17 protein-coding genes are annotated in these 17,794 nt (G+C 46.2%); 3 read left to right on the top strand and 14 right to left on the bottom strand.

Annotation, left to right across the window (positions count from 1 at the left end; genetic code table 11):
* Positions 1-119: 119 nt before the first annotated feature.
* Positions 120-1,202: a lactonase family protein gene (locus QNO02_RS12230; protein WP_036670568.1), complete on the bottom strand. Its 1,083-nt coding sequence runs from the start codon at positions 1,200-1,202 to the stop codon at positions 120-122.
* A gap of 214 nt (positions 1,203-1,416) precedes the next feature.
* Here QNO02_RS12230 and QNO02_RS12225 point away from each other — a divergent pair, with 214 nt between their 5' ends.
* Entirely contained in the window at positions 1,417-2,346 is a 930-nt protein-coding gene (locus QNO02_RS12225; protein WP_133384446.1) for an AEC family transporter, read from the top strand.
* Here QNO02_RS12225 and QNO02_RS12220 read toward each other — a convergent pair.
* The 5 genes from QNO02_RS12220 to QNO02_RS12200 all read right to left on the bottom strand — a co-directional run bounded on the left by QNO02_RS12220 (position 2,324) and on the right by QNO02_RS12200 (position 6,352).
* Positions 2,324-2,914 carry a DUF2062 domain-containing protein gene (locus QNO02_RS12220; RefSeq protein ID WP_133384445.1) on the bottom strand — a complete coding sequence of 197 codons (591 nt, stop codon included), beginning with the start codon at positions 2,912-2,914 and terminating at the stop codon, positions 2,324-2,326. The two genes, QNO02_RS12225 and QNO02_RS12220, sit on opposite strands and share 23 nt — an antisense overlap.
* 58 nt (positions 2,915-2,972) lie before the next feature.
* Entirely contained in the window at positions 2,973-3,431 is a 459-nt protein-coding gene (locus QNO02_RS12215) for an OsmC family protein (protein WP_076216163.1), read from the bottom strand.
* Positions 3,432-3,451: 20 nt separating this feature from the next.
* Positions 3,452-4,219: a DeoR/GlpR family DNA-binding transcription regulator gene (locus QNO02_RS12210; protein WP_249910972.1), complete on the bottom strand. Its 768-nt coding sequence runs from the start codon at positions 4,217-4,219 to the stop codon at positions 3,452-3,454.
* A 137-nt stretch (positions 4,220-4,356) separates the two neighbouring features.
* A complete protein-coding gene (locus QNO02_RS12205) occupies positions 4,357-5,487 on the bottom strand; it encodes an NADH-dependent flavin oxidoreductase (RefSeq protein WP_091031500.1) in 1,131 nt (376 codons plus the stop codon).
* A gap of 187 nt (positions 5,488-5,674) precedes the next feature.
* On the bottom strand, positions 5,675-6,352 hold the full coding sequence (locus QNO02_RS12200; protein WP_091016984.1) for an SOS response-associated peptidase: 678 nt from the start codon (positions 6,350-6,352) through the stop codon (positions 5,675-5,677).
* A gap of 228 nt (positions 6,353-6,580) precedes the next feature.
* Between QNO02_RS12200 and QNO02_RS12195 the strand changes: the two genes are divergently transcribed.
* Together QNO02_RS12195 and QNO02_RS12190 are read left to right on the top strand one after the other, a co-directional pair.
* Positions 6,581-7,102 carry a zinc metalloprotease gene (locus tag QNO02_RS12195; RefSeq protein WP_076216169.1) on the top strand — a complete coding sequence of 174 codons (522 nt, stop codon included), beginning with the start codon at positions 6,581-6,583 and terminating at the stop codon, positions 7,100-7,102.
* Between the two features lie 44 nt (positions 7,103-7,146).
* A complete protein-coding gene (locus QNO02_RS12190; protein WP_249910973.1) occupies positions 7,147-7,818 on the top strand; it encodes a hypothetical protein in 672 nt (223 codons plus the stop codon).
* A 134-nt stretch (positions 7,819-7,952) separates the two neighbouring features.
* Here QNO02_RS12190 and QNO02_RS12185 read toward each other — a convergent pair whose 3' ends face one another.
* The 8 genes from QNO02_RS12185 to QNO02_RS12150 all read right to left on the bottom strand — a co-directional run bounded on the left by QNO02_RS12185 (position 7,953) and on the right by QNO02_RS12150 (position 17,616).
* Positions 7,953-9,863, bottom strand: coding sequence for an AraC family transcriptional regulator (locus QNO02_RS12185; RefSeq protein WP_289392164.1), 1,911 nt, complete (start codon positions 9,861-9,863; stop codon positions 7,953-7,955).
* A 236-nt stretch (positions 9,864-10,099) separates the two neighbouring features.
* On the bottom strand, positions 10,100-11,188 hold the full coding sequence (msrB, locus tag QNO02_RS12180; protein WP_249910975.1) for a peptide-methionine (R)-S-oxide reductase MsrB: 1,089 nt from the start codon (positions 11,186-11,188) through the stop codon (positions 10,100-10,102).
* A gap of 16 nt (positions 11,189-11,204) precedes the next feature.
* Positions 11,205-11,786: a redoxin family protein gene (locus tag QNO02_RS12175; RefSeq protein WP_091031508.1), complete on the bottom strand. Its 582-nt coding sequence runs from the start codon at positions 11,784-11,786 to the stop codon at positions 11,205-11,207.
* A gap of 18 nt (positions 11,787-11,804) precedes the next feature.
* The gene (locus QNO02_RS12170; RefSeq protein WP_289392760.1) at positions 11,805-12,530 is read right to left on the bottom strand and encodes a cytochrome c biogenesis CcdA family protein; all 726 of its coding nucleotides are present in this window, start codon (positions 12,528-12,530) and stop codon (positions 11,805-11,807) included.
* Positions 12,531-12,564: 34 nt separating this feature from the next.
* Positions 12,565-13,605, bottom strand: a complete 1,041-nt coding sequence (locus QNO02_RS12165) for a sensor histidine kinase (protein WP_249910977.1) — start codon at positions 13,603-13,605, stop codon at positions 12,565-12,567.
* Entirely contained in the window at positions 13,602-14,306 is a 705-nt protein-coding gene (locus QNO02_RS12160) for a response regulator transcription factor (RefSeq protein WP_017688950.1), read from the bottom strand. Before QNO02_RS12160 ends, QNO02_RS12165 begins: the two co-directional genes overlap by 4 nt.
* Positions 14,307-14,383: 77 nt before the next feature.
* A complete protein-coding gene (locus QNO02_RS12155) occupies positions 14,384-14,899 on the bottom strand; it encodes a hypothetical protein (RefSeq protein ID WP_249910978.1) in 516 nt (171 codons plus the stop codon).
* 167 nt (positions 14,900-15,066) lie between these two features.
* Positions 15,067-17,616, bottom strand: a complete 2,550-nt coding sequence (locus QNO02_RS12150; protein ID WP_249910979.1) for a beta-mannosidase — start codon at positions 17,614-17,616, stop codon at positions 15,067-15,069.
* Positions 17,617-17,794 lie beyond the last annotated feature (178 nt).

Here is a 17,794-nt window from a genome sequence, read left to right as displayed (position 1 = left end):
GCCGAGCAGCAGCCTAATCATCCAATTAGATATTCAATATAAAAAGACCCCGCCACATGGCAGGGTCGTTATCGTTATCATTTTCAATCCAGCCAGGGCTGGTTTAGAAATTTATCATTTTACAGATATACTGGTTTCACGCATACCGGCTTGGATACACCTGTGCTGTGACCTGTGTATTTCAAACGTCCGCTCTCCTGATCTACCGTGAATGTCACGAGGTTGTTTGTATCGCGGTTAGCTGCGATCAGCAATTTGCCGTTAGGTGTCAGAGCAAAGTGACGCGGGTGCTCACCTTCAGCAGATACATGCTCAACCAGTGTCAGGTGACCTTTGTCTGCATCTACTGCAAATACAACGATGCTGTCATGTCCACGGTTAGAACCATATACATAACGTCCATCATTGGAAACAGTGATTTCAGCTGTTGTATTCTCTTTGCCATCATATCCATCAGGCAGTGTAGATACTGTAGACAATTCAGTCAACGTGCCCGCTGCTGCATCATATTTGAACGAAGTAATGGAAGAATCCACTTCATTGATGACATATGCGAATTGACCATTCGGGTGGAACGCCAAGTGACGTGGGCCAGCTCCCGGATGTGTTTTGGTTTCACTGTGCAGCACAAGTTCATTTTTGTCTGCATCAATGGAATAGATCGCGATGTTATCTGCGCCCAGATCCTGTACCATCATGTATTTACCATCCGGGCTGAAGAATGCGGAGTGAACATGTGGCTTGTCCTGACGCTCAGGATGCGCACCTTGTCCTTCATGTTTCTTCTCGTCCAGAAGCGCTCCAACTTCACCGTTATCCGTCAAGGCTTGCAGACCTACCAGACCACCGTGGTAGCTGGAGAGAATCAAGTATTTGCCGGAAGGATCACGCTGGATATGACATGGTGGTGCTGAAATGGAGTCATTCCGGTTCAGCAACGTTAATTTTCCTGTAGAAGGATCAATGCTCAGAGCTACAGCTTCAGACATTTTGTTGCCTTCTGCTGACGCTGTTTCACCAATCGCATACAGTTTGTTTCCTTCAGCATCCACGTTGACAAACGTTGGGTTTTTCACGCCCGCTATGCCGTCAAGCTTGGACAAGCTGCCTGTATCCTCATTCAATTCATATGCATAAATGCCCTCATTTTCCGCTTCGGCGTAAGAGCCGGCCAGTACGAGCAAGCGTTTTGATTCACTCATTACAGTTTCCTCCTCTATGTGTATGTAATCTTGTTGCACCTCTTCTATAATAAATCTGCCATATCAAAATAGCAATCCGCTGTCGCTGCACATCAGGGAAATCCTTAGTTAAGCAAGGCGATTACTACACATCATCATACTGAAATCCATTCATATGAGATGCATCTTCTGCTATGATAAGATAGGTTTTTCATCCAGAAGGGACTGAATTGCATTGCTTCACTCATTTTTACTCACCTTATACCATGTGTTCCTGCCGATATCACTTCCCGTGATTGGAGGTATTCTGTTAAAACGCTTCAAAAATTGGGATACCCGGTCGCTCTCGACCTTTTCCCTTTATATTTTGAGCCCTGCACTCATCTTCAATACATTGCTGCATGCAGAGATTACCTGGACGGACGTCACCAGCACGTTCTGGTTCTCTATTATTAATCTGATTGCTCTGTGGGCACTCGCCGAGCTGTTAAGCCGGGTTTTCCGTCTGGGTGCAAGCGAAAAAGCGGGCCTCACCCTCGTCTCCACGTTTACGAACTGCGTGAATTACGGGCTCCCGCTTGTACTGCTTGCCTTTGGTCAGCTTGGACTGGACAAGGCTTCCGTCTACGTCATTGGACAGATGATCATTGTTAATACGGTAGGTATCTTTTTTGCCGCGCGATCCGAATTCACGGTGAAAGATGCGATTCTGTCCGTTTTCCGCATGCCATCCATCTATGCTGCTGGCATCGCCATTGCGCTGCGTGCGTCCAATCTGAGCCTGCCTGAAGCGCTGGATGGAGGGATTTCCATGCTGGCTGCGGGCTACTCTCCTGTCGTTCTCGCCATTCTGGGAGCACAGATGCTCAGACCAAAAGGTGCAACGGCACCTTGGTTGCCCAATGTACGCCGAGCTTTCTGGACCGGGCTTGTAGTCCGTCTCGCAGCTGCGCCGATCCTGTCCTGGCTGATACTGACCGCGCTTCAGGTCGAAGGTACGTTGTTCAGTGTGCTGCTGATCCTCGCATCGATGCCGACCGCAGTGAACGCCGTTATTTTGGCTGAACAGTTCAATGCTTCTCCGCAGTTTGTATCCCGCTGCATTCTGTGGACCACAGCTGCATCCATGTTGATGCTGCCCATTATGATTGTGATGGCTTCCTGATTAATACCGGAGGTGATACCGAAGCGCTATCCGCTTGTCGGCGTTTCTCCAGCCGGCGTTCATAACGCCGGTTGAGCGCTCTGACGTAGAAGAATTTTACGACAAAGTACGAAACCACACCCAGAATGACACCAAATACGGACATGCCTGCCAGAATATCCAATCCACCAAGCAACAATTCACTCACGGCCGACCAGTTTCCGCGAAACAGCTCCATGAATGCACTCTCATGTACCAGTCCCTGTCCCATGCTGTGAGCAGGCAATATCCATGAGCCAATTTGTTTGGCGAGTGGCATCAGAATAATAGGTAAAAACGTAAGTTTCCCGATCACATTACCAACAATCGCTGCTGGCACCGAACCCCCAGACAGTCGCACAATCGGATAAAATACGAGATATATCAGGGAAGCGGTCGAGATCACGATCAGTTCCAGTCCGAACCCTATAGCAAATCCGGTAGATACTTTATGGGCACCTCCGGGAGCACGTAACAATTTGAGAAAATTCAGCTTCATAGCACGTGTTAAACGTACCCAGCGGTTAGTCTTGCGCTTCTGTGTGTTCATACCGAATTACTCCTTATTTTACACAAATGACAATTTGAATTGTCTATTCTTCAGTATATCACACCGCGTTAGCTCCTGTAGTAACAATGACCGGCTGTGTCTCCATCTGGACATTACCTGCCACCGCTCGGGAGATCATACAGGAGGATTCAGCCTTATGCGCCAAGCGCTCAGCCTTGGTCAGATCCGCCTCTGAAGCATCTTGGCTGAGTACAATCCGGGGTCTATGTACGATCCGTTCGTACGTAAATACGTTATTTGTAACATCTACCGTTGCTTCCGATTCAAGCGTCAATTCATCTGGCGTAATATCCGAACGCTCCAGCATCGCTGCCAGCGTGATCAGGTAACAAGTGGAGGCTGCACCCAGCAGCATCTCGTCCGGGTTAGTTCCCGTACCGGGTCCGCCCATCTCCTGCGGAATCGATATGACCGTTTTTAACCCACCTGCATCGATTGTTCCCTCACTGTTACGCCCACCATTCCATACCGCTTTCAGATGAAAAGGATGTTTCATGACATTCATTCCCTTCTTGTTTACACACGTATACACGTAATATTCTGCTCCATCAATGCGCTAACGTGCTCTTCATCTACGCCCTGATCTGTAATCACTTTGCCCACACTGCTCATCTCAGCAACTCTGGTAAACGCCTGTATGTTAAATTTGCTGGAATCTGCAAGTAAAATGACCTCATCTGCAATATGGATCATTTTCTGCTTCACCAAGGCCTGTAATTCATTGGATTCACTGATGCCTTTGGTCAAATGTACTCCTTTGCAAGACAGAAACACTTTGTCCACATGATAAGCATCCAGCGAACGTTCCGCCAGCGGTCCTACAAAAGACAGTGACTTCGAAGCCAATTGCCCACCTGTGGCAATTACACGAATCTGCTCCTTGTTACTCAGCTCTGCGGCCACTTTAATCGAATTGGTTAGTACCGTCAGTGGAATGTTCGGCAATCCTGCCGCCATATACCACGCGGTTGTACTTGCATCCAGGGCGATTCGGTCACCAGATTCCACCATTTTCACCGCTTCGCTTGCAATTCTGCGCTTCTCTTCGGCATGGGCTACAGCCCGTTCCGGATACGGAATCTCCGACTGTAACTCTTCCTTGTATTTTACGCTGACCGCCCCGCCATGGGACCTTCTGAGCCTGCCCGCCTGTTCGAGCTTGTCCAGATCACGACGAATCGTCTCTTCCGTCACCCCGCAGCGCTCACTAAGTTCGGTCACACGCATGCTGCCTTGCGTATCCACCCATTCCACTATTTTCTCATACCGTTCAGCTACGAGCATATTCCTTCACTCCAAACCGTTGATTATCCAGTTGATCCTGTTCATCCATCATACCACAGAGCGATGACAAGAAGAATCTGGACCATGTGCAAAAAGAGGGAGCTTTCGCCCCCTCCATTCCAGTTCTGAAGTGTATCTTATTTATCTTCTGCCATAGGGAACCAGCCTGGCGTGTGGATGATTGCATTCCACAATCCGTCAGGGATAACCAGACGTTCCTGATCGGATTTGGTCAGAATCGTCTCGATGTCTTCTTCACGTCCGCTCTCGATTTTCTCAACCCAATCCGGTTCAATAATCAACTCACGTCCAATGGCAAGTAGTGGTACTCCCGTTTGAAGTGCCTCAGCAGCCTGATCAGCCGTATGAATTGAACCTACGCCAATTACAGGCAATTTGCCGTTCACACGATCCAAGATGAATTCCATTCTAGAACGTGTATCTGCTTCGCCACGTCTTGGCTTGGACCAGAATTCGTTCAGGGAAACGTGCAGGTAATCCAGATTTTTATCTTTCAATGCATCCACCAGTGCATACGTGTCTTCCATTGTGAGTCCCGGTGTTTCCGGTTCTTCCGGGGAGAAACGGTATCCAATGATGAACGGCAGTTTGGTATGTTCGGCAACCACTTTCTGAATCTCATCCACTACAGCAAGCGGGAATGTCAGACGTTTCTCGACACTTCCGCCCCAACGATCTTCTCGTCGGTTGGAATGAGGGGAGAAGAATTGCTGGATCAGATAACCATTAGCACCGTGAATCTCAACACCATCAAATCCGGCTTCAATGGCACGACGTGTCGCTTCCCCGAAATCTTTGATAATGGAAGTAATCTCGGCATCCGTCAATTCTCTAGGTTCAGGAGATCCTGGACGTTCACTTGCAACCGCACTAGGAGCAACCACTTGACCCGCAGGTACAGCTTGTTCAGGTGTCAGACGGCCCGCATGGAAAATTTGCAACACGGCAACCGAGCCTTGTTGTTTCATGGTGTCAGCCAATCGTTTCAGGCCAGGAATGAAGCGGTCATCATATACGCCAAACTGAGCTGGGAAACCAATGCCATGCTCTGTTACATGCCCTACAGCCGTAAGCGACATGCCAGCACCACCGGTGCGACGTGCATAATAAGCAAGTTCTGCATCGGATATGGTACCATCAGCATTCGAGGACATATGAGTCATGGGAGCGAGCACGATACGGTTTTTCAGTGTAATACCAGTCGGCAGTGAAACTTGTTCAAACATCTGGTTAAACTTTGGATTCATTCGTGGTTCCCTCCTGATTATAAATATCTCTTTTAATAGATATATGGATATGTGCGTTCACTTACTGTAATGATTATAGTTACGTTTCACTGCAATTGCAACTTTTCATTTTCTGAAAGGAAAAAAAGAGCAGAGTGTCTCCAGACTCTCAGCCCTCTTCATCTTCTTCACATCATCCAAAGGATATTCAGAAACTCCGAACGTAAGCCAGCTTCTGATCCATCTCTTCCACGCATTCGTAACAATCGTGTTCATCGTTGGCGACCATTGGGGTGACTGGATACAGATTCATCTCTGTACTGTTATACGATTTTAATAACGGTAGCAACTGAGTCACCCGTGTATTAGCCGGATCAAGCCAGGTGTTGATCTCTTCCTCAGAGAGGATCGCTGGCATTTTACTGCCAAACTCGCGTGTAACCATATTCGCTCCTGTCATAAGCATCGTGCAGGTACGAAGCGGCTCTTTCCGTGTATCTCTCCACACCTCGTATAACCCAGCAATACCGAAGAGACCACGATCCGGCATGACAACACGAACTGCATAACTTTTTTTGCCCTCTTGCCGCCAGTAATATAATCCATTGCAGGGAATGACGCAGCGCTTGGTCTCTACCAGTTTGTAATAGGAAGGATTCTCATGCACCGTCATAAGATTTGCGTTAACGGCATCACGACCCCAGAATGGAATGAACCCCCACCGGAACTCATCCAATACACGCTCACCATCCTGATGTAAAATAATCGGCGTATGCTGGGTTGGGCTGATATTGTATCGGTTTTTGTAATAATACATCACTCGCTGAATCTTGAAATGATCTCTGACTTCGTCCAAATCGGCTGCCAATGAAAAACGGTTGCACATGCTCAAGCACTACCTTTCCCTGTGAGAAGTTGAACGTATTGTTTGTTATTTCAGGGAAATTATGCATGCATATCGAACAGAAAATGACTTATTTTGACACCATTAGGGTCTGATCAAGATATATTTCATGTTTTTCACGACAAAAACAACGACCTCGGACTCATTTCAACTCAAATATTACTTGTTACTATAATAGAGAATAAAATACATTTATTGGAGGTTTTAAGTATGAAAAGGAAGTTTTTGATGAGCATCATGTTGCTCTCAGCGATTGCGATGTTTGGCAGTACCATCTATGCGGCAACCTTTCTGACCTACGGTTATCCCAGCACCACCATTCCCATTCGTACGTATAATTACGCCTCCGCATGGCAGACTCCCATGGACGCTTCCCTTACCAACTGGAACAATGCAGGTGCCAAAGTTAAATTCACCAAAACAAGTAACTCCCCAAACACCATCACCGCAGGAAACTTTAATAATACAGCATATGGTGTCAACTACGCCTCCGTATCCGGCAGTCAAGTCGTAAGCTTCCGCATCGAACTCAATGCATCCACGATCACCCCTGACGCAACCAACTTATCCAACTTCATTCAAAGCGTATTTGTCCACGAACTCGGACACTCCATCTGGCTCGGTGACAACCCAACAACAAGCAGTCCTTCCATTATGTCTTACTCCCGCAACCGCAATTCCATGACCCAACCCCAAACTTTTGATATCAATAACGTAAGATCCAAGTACTAATCCGTTACGAACTTATCCCAAAAATCCAAGGAGGATCCCTATCCATGAACAAAAATCGAGTATTAACGCTGCTTCTCTCTTCCATTTTCATTTTATCTGCTGTTGGATGTTCTTCTGTTACACCTACCGCGTCCACATCCGATGCACCCATGACCATTATTGCTTCTGAAGATTACCCGAGTTATGCCAGCATTGGCGACCTGTCCGAGAGAGCAAATACAATTGTGAAAGGCAGTGTTGTTGAGACTCGTGTGGAAGCTTTAAACGATATTGTACAAGTTACTGATGCTGCAAATGAAAACGAGTTAAACCCCGCGTCCGATCCGGGCGGAGAGCCATCTTCTTTTGACAAAATCTATACGATCCACACGATTCAGGTCGCTGAATCCTATAAAGGCGGTTACACTGCCGGGGAAAAACTTGAAGTGAAGCAACTTGGCGGACAACTAGGCAACACCGAGATTATTAATGATGACAACCTCAAGCTGATTCCTACCAAAGACTATGTACTCTTCCTGGAAACGTATGAAGACACCCCTGCCAGCCTGCTCAACTCCGTTCAAAGTCTCTACGTGATCAAACCTGCCGTCAAGTCGAATCAGCCAGGTCAGCAACAATCACCGTCAGAAGTCATTGTGAGTGCAAATCCCGAGAATGACCTCACACTGCAACTGGAGGATCTGCAAGAAATTCAGAACGAACAAAAGAGCGAATAAACTCTTATACGGTAATCACACTGCTACTTCATCTCCCTGCAGGCAGCTAATCCCCTTCAACTGTTCAGTCCTACATAGAAATATGAAAACCGTGCTGCTCAGCAAACTGGGTAGCACGGTTTTTTTGGAGTATCTTACTTAGACGGTGTATTAAGTCCAATAATCCATTCAGCCAGATCCTGTGTCTGTTTCAACAAGGCGATAGGGTCACGGAACCAGGATTGTTCTTCCGTCCAAATGTACACATTTCCATTTTTGATTGCAGGTAATGAACCCCAGATCGGATCTGCCTGAAGGTCTTTCAACTGAGACTTGCTGGTCAGCACAATGTAATCTCCAGCGTATTTGGAGAGCAGTTCTATGGAGAATTCATGATAGGCGCCCTGCATCAACTCGGATGGAATGTTCTTTGGTGCTTGCAATCCAAGCAATTCGTAGATGTTACGCCCTCCCCGACCCGACTGATTGCCAAATATGAAGACTTGGCGATCATATTCCTGCATAACGGAGAATGTAGCGTCAGCTGGAACAACGCTCTGCACCTCCTGCTTGATTTTGGCAATCTCCTCATCAAAATCAGCCAGCCACTTCTCTGCTTCCGCTTCTTTGCCAAGGACTTTACCGAAATAATTCACTTCGTCCTTGAGTGTTGGAAAAGTGATGGATGCGATCGAAACGGTTGGAGCAATCTTGCTGTATTTCTCATAAGCCGCCTTGTCCGGATTCAATGTAATAATGAGATCAGGTTCCAGCTCCATCAATTGTTCAACGGAATCCCCTATCGTTTCAAGACCATCCATGTGACCTTCCAGGTAAGGACTGTTCATTAGAAATTGGCCTCCACCAATCGGTTTTACACCAAGAGCAAGCACCGTTCCCAGATAATCAATGGCAGCAACTCGCTCCGGATGTGCAGGAATTTCTACCTCACCAAAAGTCGTATTTACCATTTGCGTTTCCACGACTGCCGGTTGTTCGGGTTCAGCCGCAACTTCGGATGTTTCAGCCCCCTGCTGGGCTGTTCCACAAGCACTCAATGTGAGTACAAGCGCAAGCGACATGATCGCTGATTTAAAATGGTTAAACATGTTGATTTCCTCATCTCCCGTATATTGATAATGATTATCATCATCAATTAAAGGATAACGTTCATCCCCTCCTGTTACAATGGATTCATTTGTTTCATTTAATGTACTTTCTGAAACTGATTTCGAGTTATCCTGCTGCTTCAACCGATATTGCCCCGGTGTGATACCGGTCTCTTTTTTGAATATACGATTGAAATAAAACGGGTCCATATAACCCACATACGCGGCAATCTCCTGTAATGAAGCTTCTGTGGAAGCAAGCAGACTCCTTGCCTCACCCATTCGTAACCGAATCACATATTCTGTCGGTGTACATCCCGTCTGTTCCTTGAATTTGCGTGATAAATATTGCGGACTGTAATTCAAGGATTGGGCAAGCGAGTCAAGTGAGATCGTTTCCCGGAAATGAGCTTTGATATATCGCAAAACCTGATCGGTAAGCGAAGGCTGTTGAACTTCGTCAAACATGCGACTCCGCTGTAACAATACAATCTGTACCAGTTGAAAGAAGTACACTTTAACCTGAATTTTGCCCACTCGCTCCTGCCCTGACCAGCATTCATGTATATTCCGCACCAGCTCACGCAGTTCAAGTGCATGATCCGGCGCTGTCGCCCAGGACTCTTCAAACGGATTGTGCTGGTTCAACATTATTCGATACTCCATAAGCACGTTGGAGGGCAAGGTTGATTTGTACAAAATCAGATGTACCTCTGTAACTCCGGTCGCTTCAAGTGTTAGACGCCTTCCTTTTCCCCCGTGCAGCAGCAAGAACTGGCTTGTAGTCCATACCTCTTCATCCAGCCAGACCTGCCCCCTGCCTTGAACATACACAAATGCACTGGTTGGTAACACATAATTGCGTATGAACTCGTGTGTTGCGAGTGATATAAGACGCACATCTAGCACGCGAACCTGTACCTGATCCCACAGCTTGATGTCATTCTGAATTCCCATATAAACTCCCTCTCCTAAGCAATCAAACACACACAATACCTTGGCATTGTGACTAAAAACCCACCTATAATTGATAATGATTATCAATTATAGCAATGATGGAACCATCTTAGAAGCCTACCTCCATTTTTGTTAGATGCCGCGAAATAAAAAACGGTCGAAATCCCTTATAGAGAGATCTCAACCGTTCTAAAATTATGGCCTTACTATGTTTTGATAAAGTCAGCTGCCCTTCTCTACTCGATAAATGACAGTAAATACCCGTATCTTTCTTCCTCCATCTTGTCTAACGGAATAAACCGGATCGATGCACTGTTAATACAGTAACGTTTGCCGCCGCGATCTTCGGGACCATCATCGAACACATGACCGAGGTGGATGTCACCTGCCCGGCTTCGTACCTCCGTGCGATCCATACCAAAGCTCGTATCCGTTGTATAGGTAACAACCTCAGGTACAATCGGTTTTGTAAAACTCGGCCACCCGCAACCGGAATCATACTTATCCCGGCTGGTGAATAACGGCTCTCCCGTTGCAATATCCACATACAGACCGGGCTCCTCATTATCCCAATATTCGTTACTGAACGCATGCTCCGTATCATTGTTTACCGCAACCGCATACTGTTCGTCTGTTAATCGTTCCTTTAATTGTTCATCTGTTGGACGTGGATATTGAGCGGGATCAATTCCAATCTCCAGGTCATCCAGGACAGTCATATCAATGTGACAATATCCGTTCGGATTTTTTTCCAAATAATCCTGATGGTACTCCTCCGCCAAATAATAATTCTGCAGAGGCATTACTTCCGTTACGATGGGTTGGTCATATTTTTCTTGCTCTGCCTCTACAGCTTGCTCAATGATTTTGGCATCTTCAGGCAACGTATAATATATTCCTGTCCGATACTGAATGCCACGATCATTGCCCTGCTTATTCAAGCTGGTAGGATCAATAACTCGAAAATAAGATTCAAGCAATTTCTTCAAAGATACTTGCTGCGGATCATATTTTACATGAACGGTCTCCGCAAACCCCTGGTCCCCGCGAATAACCTCCTCATAGGTTGGATTCTCTCCTTCACCGTTGGCATAACCGGAAGTCACATCCTGGACCCCCGGAATACGAGCCATATATGCCTCCACACCCCAGAAACAGCCTCCTGCCAAGTACAGGTTACTCAGGTTTTCCTCGGAGACACTCGATGCCTTGACAGGTTGAGTGGATATCGAAGATGAAGCTGAATGGCTCTCAACCCTGTTTCCACAAGCAGACACAACTATCGCTATAACAAGGAGGCACAAGCCGAGCAGCGTCCTTTTCATGACACTTCCTCCCTTCTCACAAAATCTCTTGTAATGATTCCATGATCTGTTCATTGGATGCATGCCCTGGCTGCGATTTCGTTAAAATACCATCAGAGCCAATATAAAAAGAACTAGGATACGCTCTTACACCAAATTCCTTGGCCCATACACCTTTCTCATCCAAAAGAACAGTTATGTTATCATATGGCTGTTGGTCAAACCATTCGGTAAACGCTTGGGAGGATTTCTCTCCTTTGTAGTCTGGCGTCACAATCGTAATGACTTGAAAATCATTGTTTTGACCCGCCAGATTGTTCAGGTCTTCCAAACCCGCAAGACAGATGGAACACCAGGAAGCCCAGTATTTCACATACACTTTCTTGCCTTGAACATCAGAAAGTCCAACCGTGTTTCCTTTCAGATCAAGCAATGAAAATTCAGGAGCCGTCTCTCCCTTGTTCATCATGGTTGACGAACTCATATCGGATGTTGATGCTGGGGCTGATGATGACCCCGTTTGTTTTGATTCAGTTTGCTGTGATCCACATCCGCTCAAGATCAACAGGACTCCAGCAAATACGATTACAGATACCACCCATCTCCGTGCAATCTTCATACCGAATTCCTCCAATGATTATTGAAACCAGGTCACCAAGCTGTTTAGTCGGTCTGTCATTAACAATAGTCCCATGACAATAAGAATACAGCCGGAAGTTATTTTGATAACACCCATGTACCTGTATAAACGACGTATCCGCTTCATAACATATTCCGAAAAAATGGACAGAATCAGGAAAGGAATCGCTAACCCAAGGGTATACAGGAACATGAGAAACCCACCATAGAGTGGAGAGCCTTCACCTGCGGCGATACCAAGAATGGCCGCCAGCACGGACCCAATACAAGGCGTCCAGCCGAAACTAAACGTCAGACCCAGCAGGAACGCTCCGACATACCCTCCCCGTCTGGCATGATCGCTTGACAACTTTCTCTCCCGTTCCAGCCAGGATAGTCGAATCAACCCGGTTTGATAAATCCCGAAAAGCACCACGATGGCTCCGCAGATGGCAATAAACACAGGACTTGAGATCATATTCCCAACGATGCCGGAACCAAAACCGAGTAATACAAATACCAGGGACAGCCCAAGAACAAATAAAAATGTCCGCAAAACAAGTGTGGACCGCAACTGAACCGAATTGTTGTCGGACTGCTGCTGATTCGTACCGTTGACCATGCTTCCGGACAGATAAGACACGTATACCGGGATCAGCGGCAGAATACATGGCGCAAAAAACGATAACAATCCTGCACCAAAAACGCCGAAAAGGAATACTAAATCACTGGTCAAGTCATTCACCACCTGAATAAATACTACGTTTGATTAACCAAGGTTAACGACTGACGTAGATTGGAAGCGTGAACCAGAAGCAGCTTCCTTCTCCTTTTGTACTCTGAACCCCGATCTCGCCACCATGGAGTTCCACAATCGATTGAGCGATGGCAAGGCCAAGCCCGCCCCCCCCATTGCTCTTGCTACGTGATTTGTCAATTCGATAAAAACGTTCAAATATACGCGAAGTTTCCTCCGCTTCAATGCCTTCCCCTTCATCCGTAACTGAAATTTGTATAAACGGCCCCTTTTCTTCGGCAGCCAGAATGATTTTTCCATCAACAGGAGAGTATTGAATGGCATTTTGCAGCAAATTGGAAAGGACCCGCTTCATTTGTGCAGGCATCATGACCGCGGCTGGTAATTTATCGGGCAAATCGATTTCAACGTTCAGCGTTTTCTCGGCGAGATGAAACGAAAAACTCTCCAACGTACTGAGCAGCAACTCATCGACGTGACAAGGCTGAGGGTCAAATACCTCCCCTTGCGCTTCCAGGCTGGATAATTCGAACAAATCTTGAATAAGCCCTCCCAAACGCTTCGTCTCAAGTCGTATCGTGTTCAGGTAACGTTGAAAGGTTTCTTTATCCTGAATGACATCATCCTCCAACGCTTCGACGAATGACTGAATGGATGCCAAGGGAGTCCGTAAATCATGGGAAACATTGGCGATCAACTCTCGTCTCGCGGTTTCTGAGTGATGCAGATGATCAAAGCTTTCCTTCAGCTTGGAACTCATTTCATTAAATTGCTGTGCCAGGAGCTTAAATTCCTGCGTACCGATGAGAGGGACTTCCGTATGGAAATCCCCTTCGGCAATTCGTATCGTCTGCTGTGTAATTCGCGCAATTGATTTCTCTAATGGCTTAGTCAGCAGATATTGAAGAATAAACGAAAGTAAGCCTACCCCTGCCGTTATAGCCGATAACCAATACAATTGTTCGATCGTAAGCAGCATTTTGGAATAACTGATGAACAAACAAATTAATAATACGCCAATGCCTGTGAGACTGGACAACACCAAGTATGTGCGAAGTTTCATGAACTGCCACCCGCAAACTTGTAGCCTATACCCCAAACTGTTTTAATATATTTTGGATCAGAAGGGTTCTGTTCGATCTTCTCTCGTAATCTCCGAACATGTACAGTCACCGTTGTTGTATCTCCCTCATAGCTAAAATCCCAAATCTTGCTTAACATCTGGTTACGGGAGAACACCTGACCCGGGTGACTTGCCAGCAAATACAACATCTCAAACTCTGTAACTGTCAATTCAATGGCCTGCCCGCTGATGTGCACTTCCCGCTTGGTAAAATCAATGGTAAGCCCTTCATAATTGATCGTATATTCAGATGTTGTAACAGGTGATGCCTGCGCAATTCGCATTCTCCGCAGGATTGCCTTTACACGTAAGACAAGTTCTCTCGGACTAAAAGGTTTGGTCAGATAATCATCCGCCCCCATCGTCAGTCCCATCAGACGATCCTGTTCCTCACCCCGGGCCGTCAGCATTACAATGGGCACATCCTCAGTTTGCCGAATCTCGTTGCAAACTTCCCAGCCATTCTTATGCGGCATCATCAGGTCGAGCACGATCAAGCTTGGCGTTTGGCTGTGCCACAGCTCTATAGCCTCCAGACCATCCTTGGCCGTCACGACGAGATAACCTTCCCGTTCCAGATACCTGCGACAAACGTCGGTAATATTTGTATCATCATCAGCAACCAGTACACATTCATTCAAACAAACCCACCCCATATTCCAGAAAATACATTTGAGCCAATCATATCATATGGTGATGGCGATGCTTAGCCCTTAAATTACTTCATTCCCATGGCTGGCATCATGTACTGTTTAATTACAGACTCAGCCGCATAAGAATTCCCTTCATGGATGACAGGCATCGATTTCAAGTTAACTTGCATACCGTCTACCATGATTTTTTTCGATCCAATCCACAACTTAATCGTTTTCCTCGCAGGCATCATCGTTTCTTCCATCATCATGTCGTCTTTCATCATCTTATCGTCTTTCATCATCATGTCATCTTCCATCATTTTGTCATCTTTCATCTTCATGCTATCTTCCATCATGTTGTCGTCTTTCATCATCTTGTCGTCCATTTTGCCCATATACATCAAAGTTACAGATCTGTCCTTGCTGTCCCACATAATGCTGTAATCATACATTTTGGCTGCCTGTCTCAATTGAACAAGCTCCATGCCATCCTTTTTAATTGTTTTCATATCTGCAGCACTTGCCAATCCAGAAAAGGCCATAGACATCATCAATACCGCTGCTACCATCGCTTTTTTGCTCTTATTTGTTTTCATCATTCTTATCACTCTCCATTCGTTTATTACTTACATGGATTACAATAAGCAAGATTGCTTACGATTCTCTAAGCGAAGTATTACGAAACCATTACGATATATAAATGAGGTCAGGTCTCAATAAAAAAAACGGTTGAAATCTCTCTTACGAGAGACTCCAACCGTGTCTTCTAGGTCAAACGAATAAAATCAATCATGGATCGAACCTCGATCGGTCCCGGATTTGATATCACATCATTAGACTGCAATCCCTCTCTGGAAGTGAACTGCACCTTCACCGGAATGCCAGGAATCAAGTCGAAGAAGTTATCCGAGAAGACACCCTCCACATCCGAAGATAGCCATACCTGTTTAGCAAGCACGTCACTTTCCAGTACCAGATGAACGCCGTTCTCATCCGCTCCCCCGCTTACATTGATGTTTGCAGGCTGCAGAGCAAGGTCTTTGGACGGTACAAAATAGTGTTCCTGTACGATATTCGCCGCACCTTCCTGTTTCAGATCCAGGCGCAGCAGCGTGTTAGCTGTATCATGACCTTCAAGCCACTCCGCGTTACGTAATGACAGCACTCGTTCACCTGTATTAGGTGCCAGGGTCACGTCATGTGTTTCATCACGATACACCGCTCCATCGAACCCGAGCAAACGAATCTGTAACTGCCCTTTTACAGGTTGTAATTGATCCGAGATGATATATATATCTGTTGTATCTTCTTTTGTTCCATCTACCGATACCAACACATCGCTGAAGCTGCGTTTCGCATAATATTGCAATGCTTTCCAACGACCAAGGTAGTCCATACCTGCCCATGAAGCCACCGGCCAGCAATCATTCATTTGCCAGTAAAGTGTGCCCATGCAGAATGGTTTGCGGCGACGGTGCGCTTCAATGGCCGTCTTCATCGCTTCCGCCTGAAGCACCTGGCTCATATACAGGAACGATGGGAAGTCCTTCGATTCATGCATGTACATATCCATGTACTGTTTGATCAGACGATTGCCTGCCCCATTCTTTTGATGAGCCAGCATGACTTCCGATTCCAGAGCCAGATCCTCTTCTTCTGCGTAAGTGCGTACTGACTTGTACTCCGGGAAAGACTGGAATCCGTATTCACTCATGAAACGACCCACATGCACGTTGTAGTTCTCGAATGGTTCTACATTGTGCCACACGCCCCAGTAGTGGATATCCCCTTCGGCTGTGGATGGGTGCGCATGTTGCGTCTCATCCCCTGTCAGGGATACCAGTGGTGAGGAAGGCCAGTAATCCACACCTGGAGCATACGCTTCAACCACTTCTGGCAGCAGATCATGGAAGATGGCTTCGTAATCGGCCCAGATGCTTTCACGCTGCTCGGCAGTAAATTCCTTTTTCCAACCCCAGCCACCATTCTCAACATAGTGCGCCCACGCCGAATCAATCTCGTTGTTCCCACACCAGAGTGCAATACTTGGATGGTTGCGCAGACGTTTCACATTATCAATGGCTTCATGTCTTACACTGTTCAGGAACGCTTCATCTCCTGGATACATGCTGCAAGCAAACATGAAGTCTTGCCATACCAGGATTCCATATTCATCACATAGTTCGTAGAACACATCCTGCTCATAGATTCCGCCACCCCACACGCGCAGCATATTCATATTAGACTCGGCTGCGGATACGATCTCATGACGATAACGTTCATGAGTAATTTCAGTGATGAAGCTATCATTTGGAATGTGATTGGCCCCTTTGGCAAAGACCGCAACACCGTTTAGTTCAAAATAAAAGGATGCTCCTGCTTCATCTTTGTCACGTACCAAGCGAATGGAACGAAGCCCAGTCTTCACTGTAGTTTCAGCCACAGCTCGTTCACCTTGAAGCACTTCGGTAAGGAAGGTGTACATATGCGGATCACCAAGCCCACGGCTCCACCACAGTTTTGGTTCATCAATGGAGACTTGAATCTCCACAGTCTGAGTTCCTGGTTGTAGCGATACGGATCTTTCCCATCTCTGTCCATCTGCGCCGATACGAATAATCGTATCTACCGCTTGGGATGTCTCGACTTCCACAACAGCAGTTAATGAAGCTGAGGTAGCGCTTACTTCATTTTGCTGGATATACACATCATTGATTCGTACCTGTGTCCAACCTTCAAGACGTGCTTCACGCCAGATCCCACTGGTTACAAAACGCGGACCCCAGTCCCAACCATAGTGATACGGGGCTTTACGTGCAAAAATACTTACTCTTTTATCGCCAAGTCCGCCAACATCGGACTGATCATTCGATGCAGGTAATGCATATCCGAGCTTCTCCAGCTTAGGCAGATCTTCCTGAATCGGTGACCGAAAACGTATTCGGAGAATGTTGCCTTTCCCTTTTAATACTGCCTTCACATCCGCCTTCCATACCCGGAACATATTATCTGCTGATAACACATGCACATCATTCACATACACATCCGCATATGTATCCAGACCATCAAACACCAGTTCCAGATGTTCCTGCGAGAACAACCCTTCGGCAACGTCAAATTCCGTCTGATATTCCCAATCTATCTTATCAATCCATTGTACTTCCTTCTCGTTTGTTCCATAAAAAGGATCTGGGATCTTGCCCAGCTTCAGCAAATCTGTATGCACACAGCCGGGCACCTGAGCCGGCATCCACTCTTGATCTTCGCAAGCCTTGAACGTCCAATTCTGAAAAACATGTGATTGTATTGTGCTCATGACAGCCTCCATTGTTGTTAGAGTTGGTAAACATTATTTTGTTAGGTTTTGTTATTATAAAAACAAATAACTTACAAAACAAAATTAACACGATATGCTTCTTATAGTCAATCTGTTTTGTAATTTAATTTGTTAAACAATCTCTGCATACCAAAAAGACATGAAGCTCTAACCTCTC

This window comes from Paenibacillus sp. PK1-4R (genome assembly GCF_030369595.1).
Taxonomy (GTDB): Bacteria; Bacillota; Bacilli; order Paenibacillales; family Paenibacillaceae; genus Paenibacillus.
The sequence above is the reverse complement of the archived record's forward strand: the minus strand, read 5'-3'. Positions and strand labels throughout refer to the sequence as shown.

Bases quoted from the DNA above. Each gene is read 5' to 3' on its own strand.
- QNO02_RS12230 (WP_036670568.1), bottom strand. From the start codon at position 1,202: ATGAGTGAATCAAAACGCTTGCTCGTACTGGCCGGCTCTTACGCCGAA.
- QNO02_RS12220 (WP_133384445.1), bottom strand. From the start codon at position 2,914: ATGAACACACAGAAGCGCAAGACTAACCGCTGGGTACGTTTAACACGT.
- QNO02_RS12215 (WP_076216163.1), bottom strand. From the start codon at position 3,431: ATGAAACATCCTTTTCATCTGAAAGCGGTATGGAATGGTGGGCGTAAC.
- QNO02_RS12210 (WP_249910972.1), bottom strand. From the start codon at position 4,219: ATGCTCGTAGCTGAACGGTATGAGAAAATAGTGGAATGGGTGGATACG.
- QNO02_RS12205 (WP_091031500.1), bottom strand. From the start codon at position 5,487: ATGAATCCAAAGTTTAACCAGATGTTTGAACAAGTTTCACTGCCGACT.
- QNO02_RS12200 (WP_091016984.1), bottom strand. From the start codon at position 6,352: ATGTGCAACCGTTTTTCATTGGCAGCCGATTTGGACGAAGTCAGAGAT.
- QNO02_RS12195 (WP_076216169.1), top strand. From the start codon at position 6,581: ATGAAAAGGAAGTTTTTGATGAGCATCATGTTGCTCTCAGCGATTGCG.
- QNO02_RS12190 (WP_249910973.1), top strand. From the start codon at position 7,147: ATGAACAAAAATCGAGTATTAACGCTGCTTCTCTCTTCCATTTTCATT.
- QNO02_RS12185 (WP_289392164.1), bottom strand. From the start codon at position 9,863: ATGGGAATTCAGAATGACATCAAGCTGTGGGATCAGGTACAGGTTCGC.
- msrB (WP_249910975.1), bottom strand. From the start codon at position 11,188: ATGAAAAGGACGCTGCTCGGCTTGTGCCTCCTTGTTATAGCGATAGTT.
- QNO02_RS12175 (WP_091031508.1), bottom strand. From the start codon at position 11,786: ATGAAGATTGCACGGAGATGGGTGGTATCTGTAATCGTATTTGCTGGA.
- QNO02_RS12165 (WP_249910977.1), bottom strand. From the start codon at position 13,605: ATGAAACTTCGCACATACTTGGTGTTGTCCAGTCTCACAGGCATTGGC.
- QNO02_RS12155 (WP_249910978.1), bottom strand. From the start codon at position 14,899: ATGATGAAAACAAATAAGAGCAAAAAAGCGATGGTAGCAGCGGTATTG.
- QNO02_RS12150 (WP_249910979.1), bottom strand. From the start codon at position 17,616: ATGAGCACAATACAATCACATGTTTTTCAGAATTGGACGTTCAAGGCT.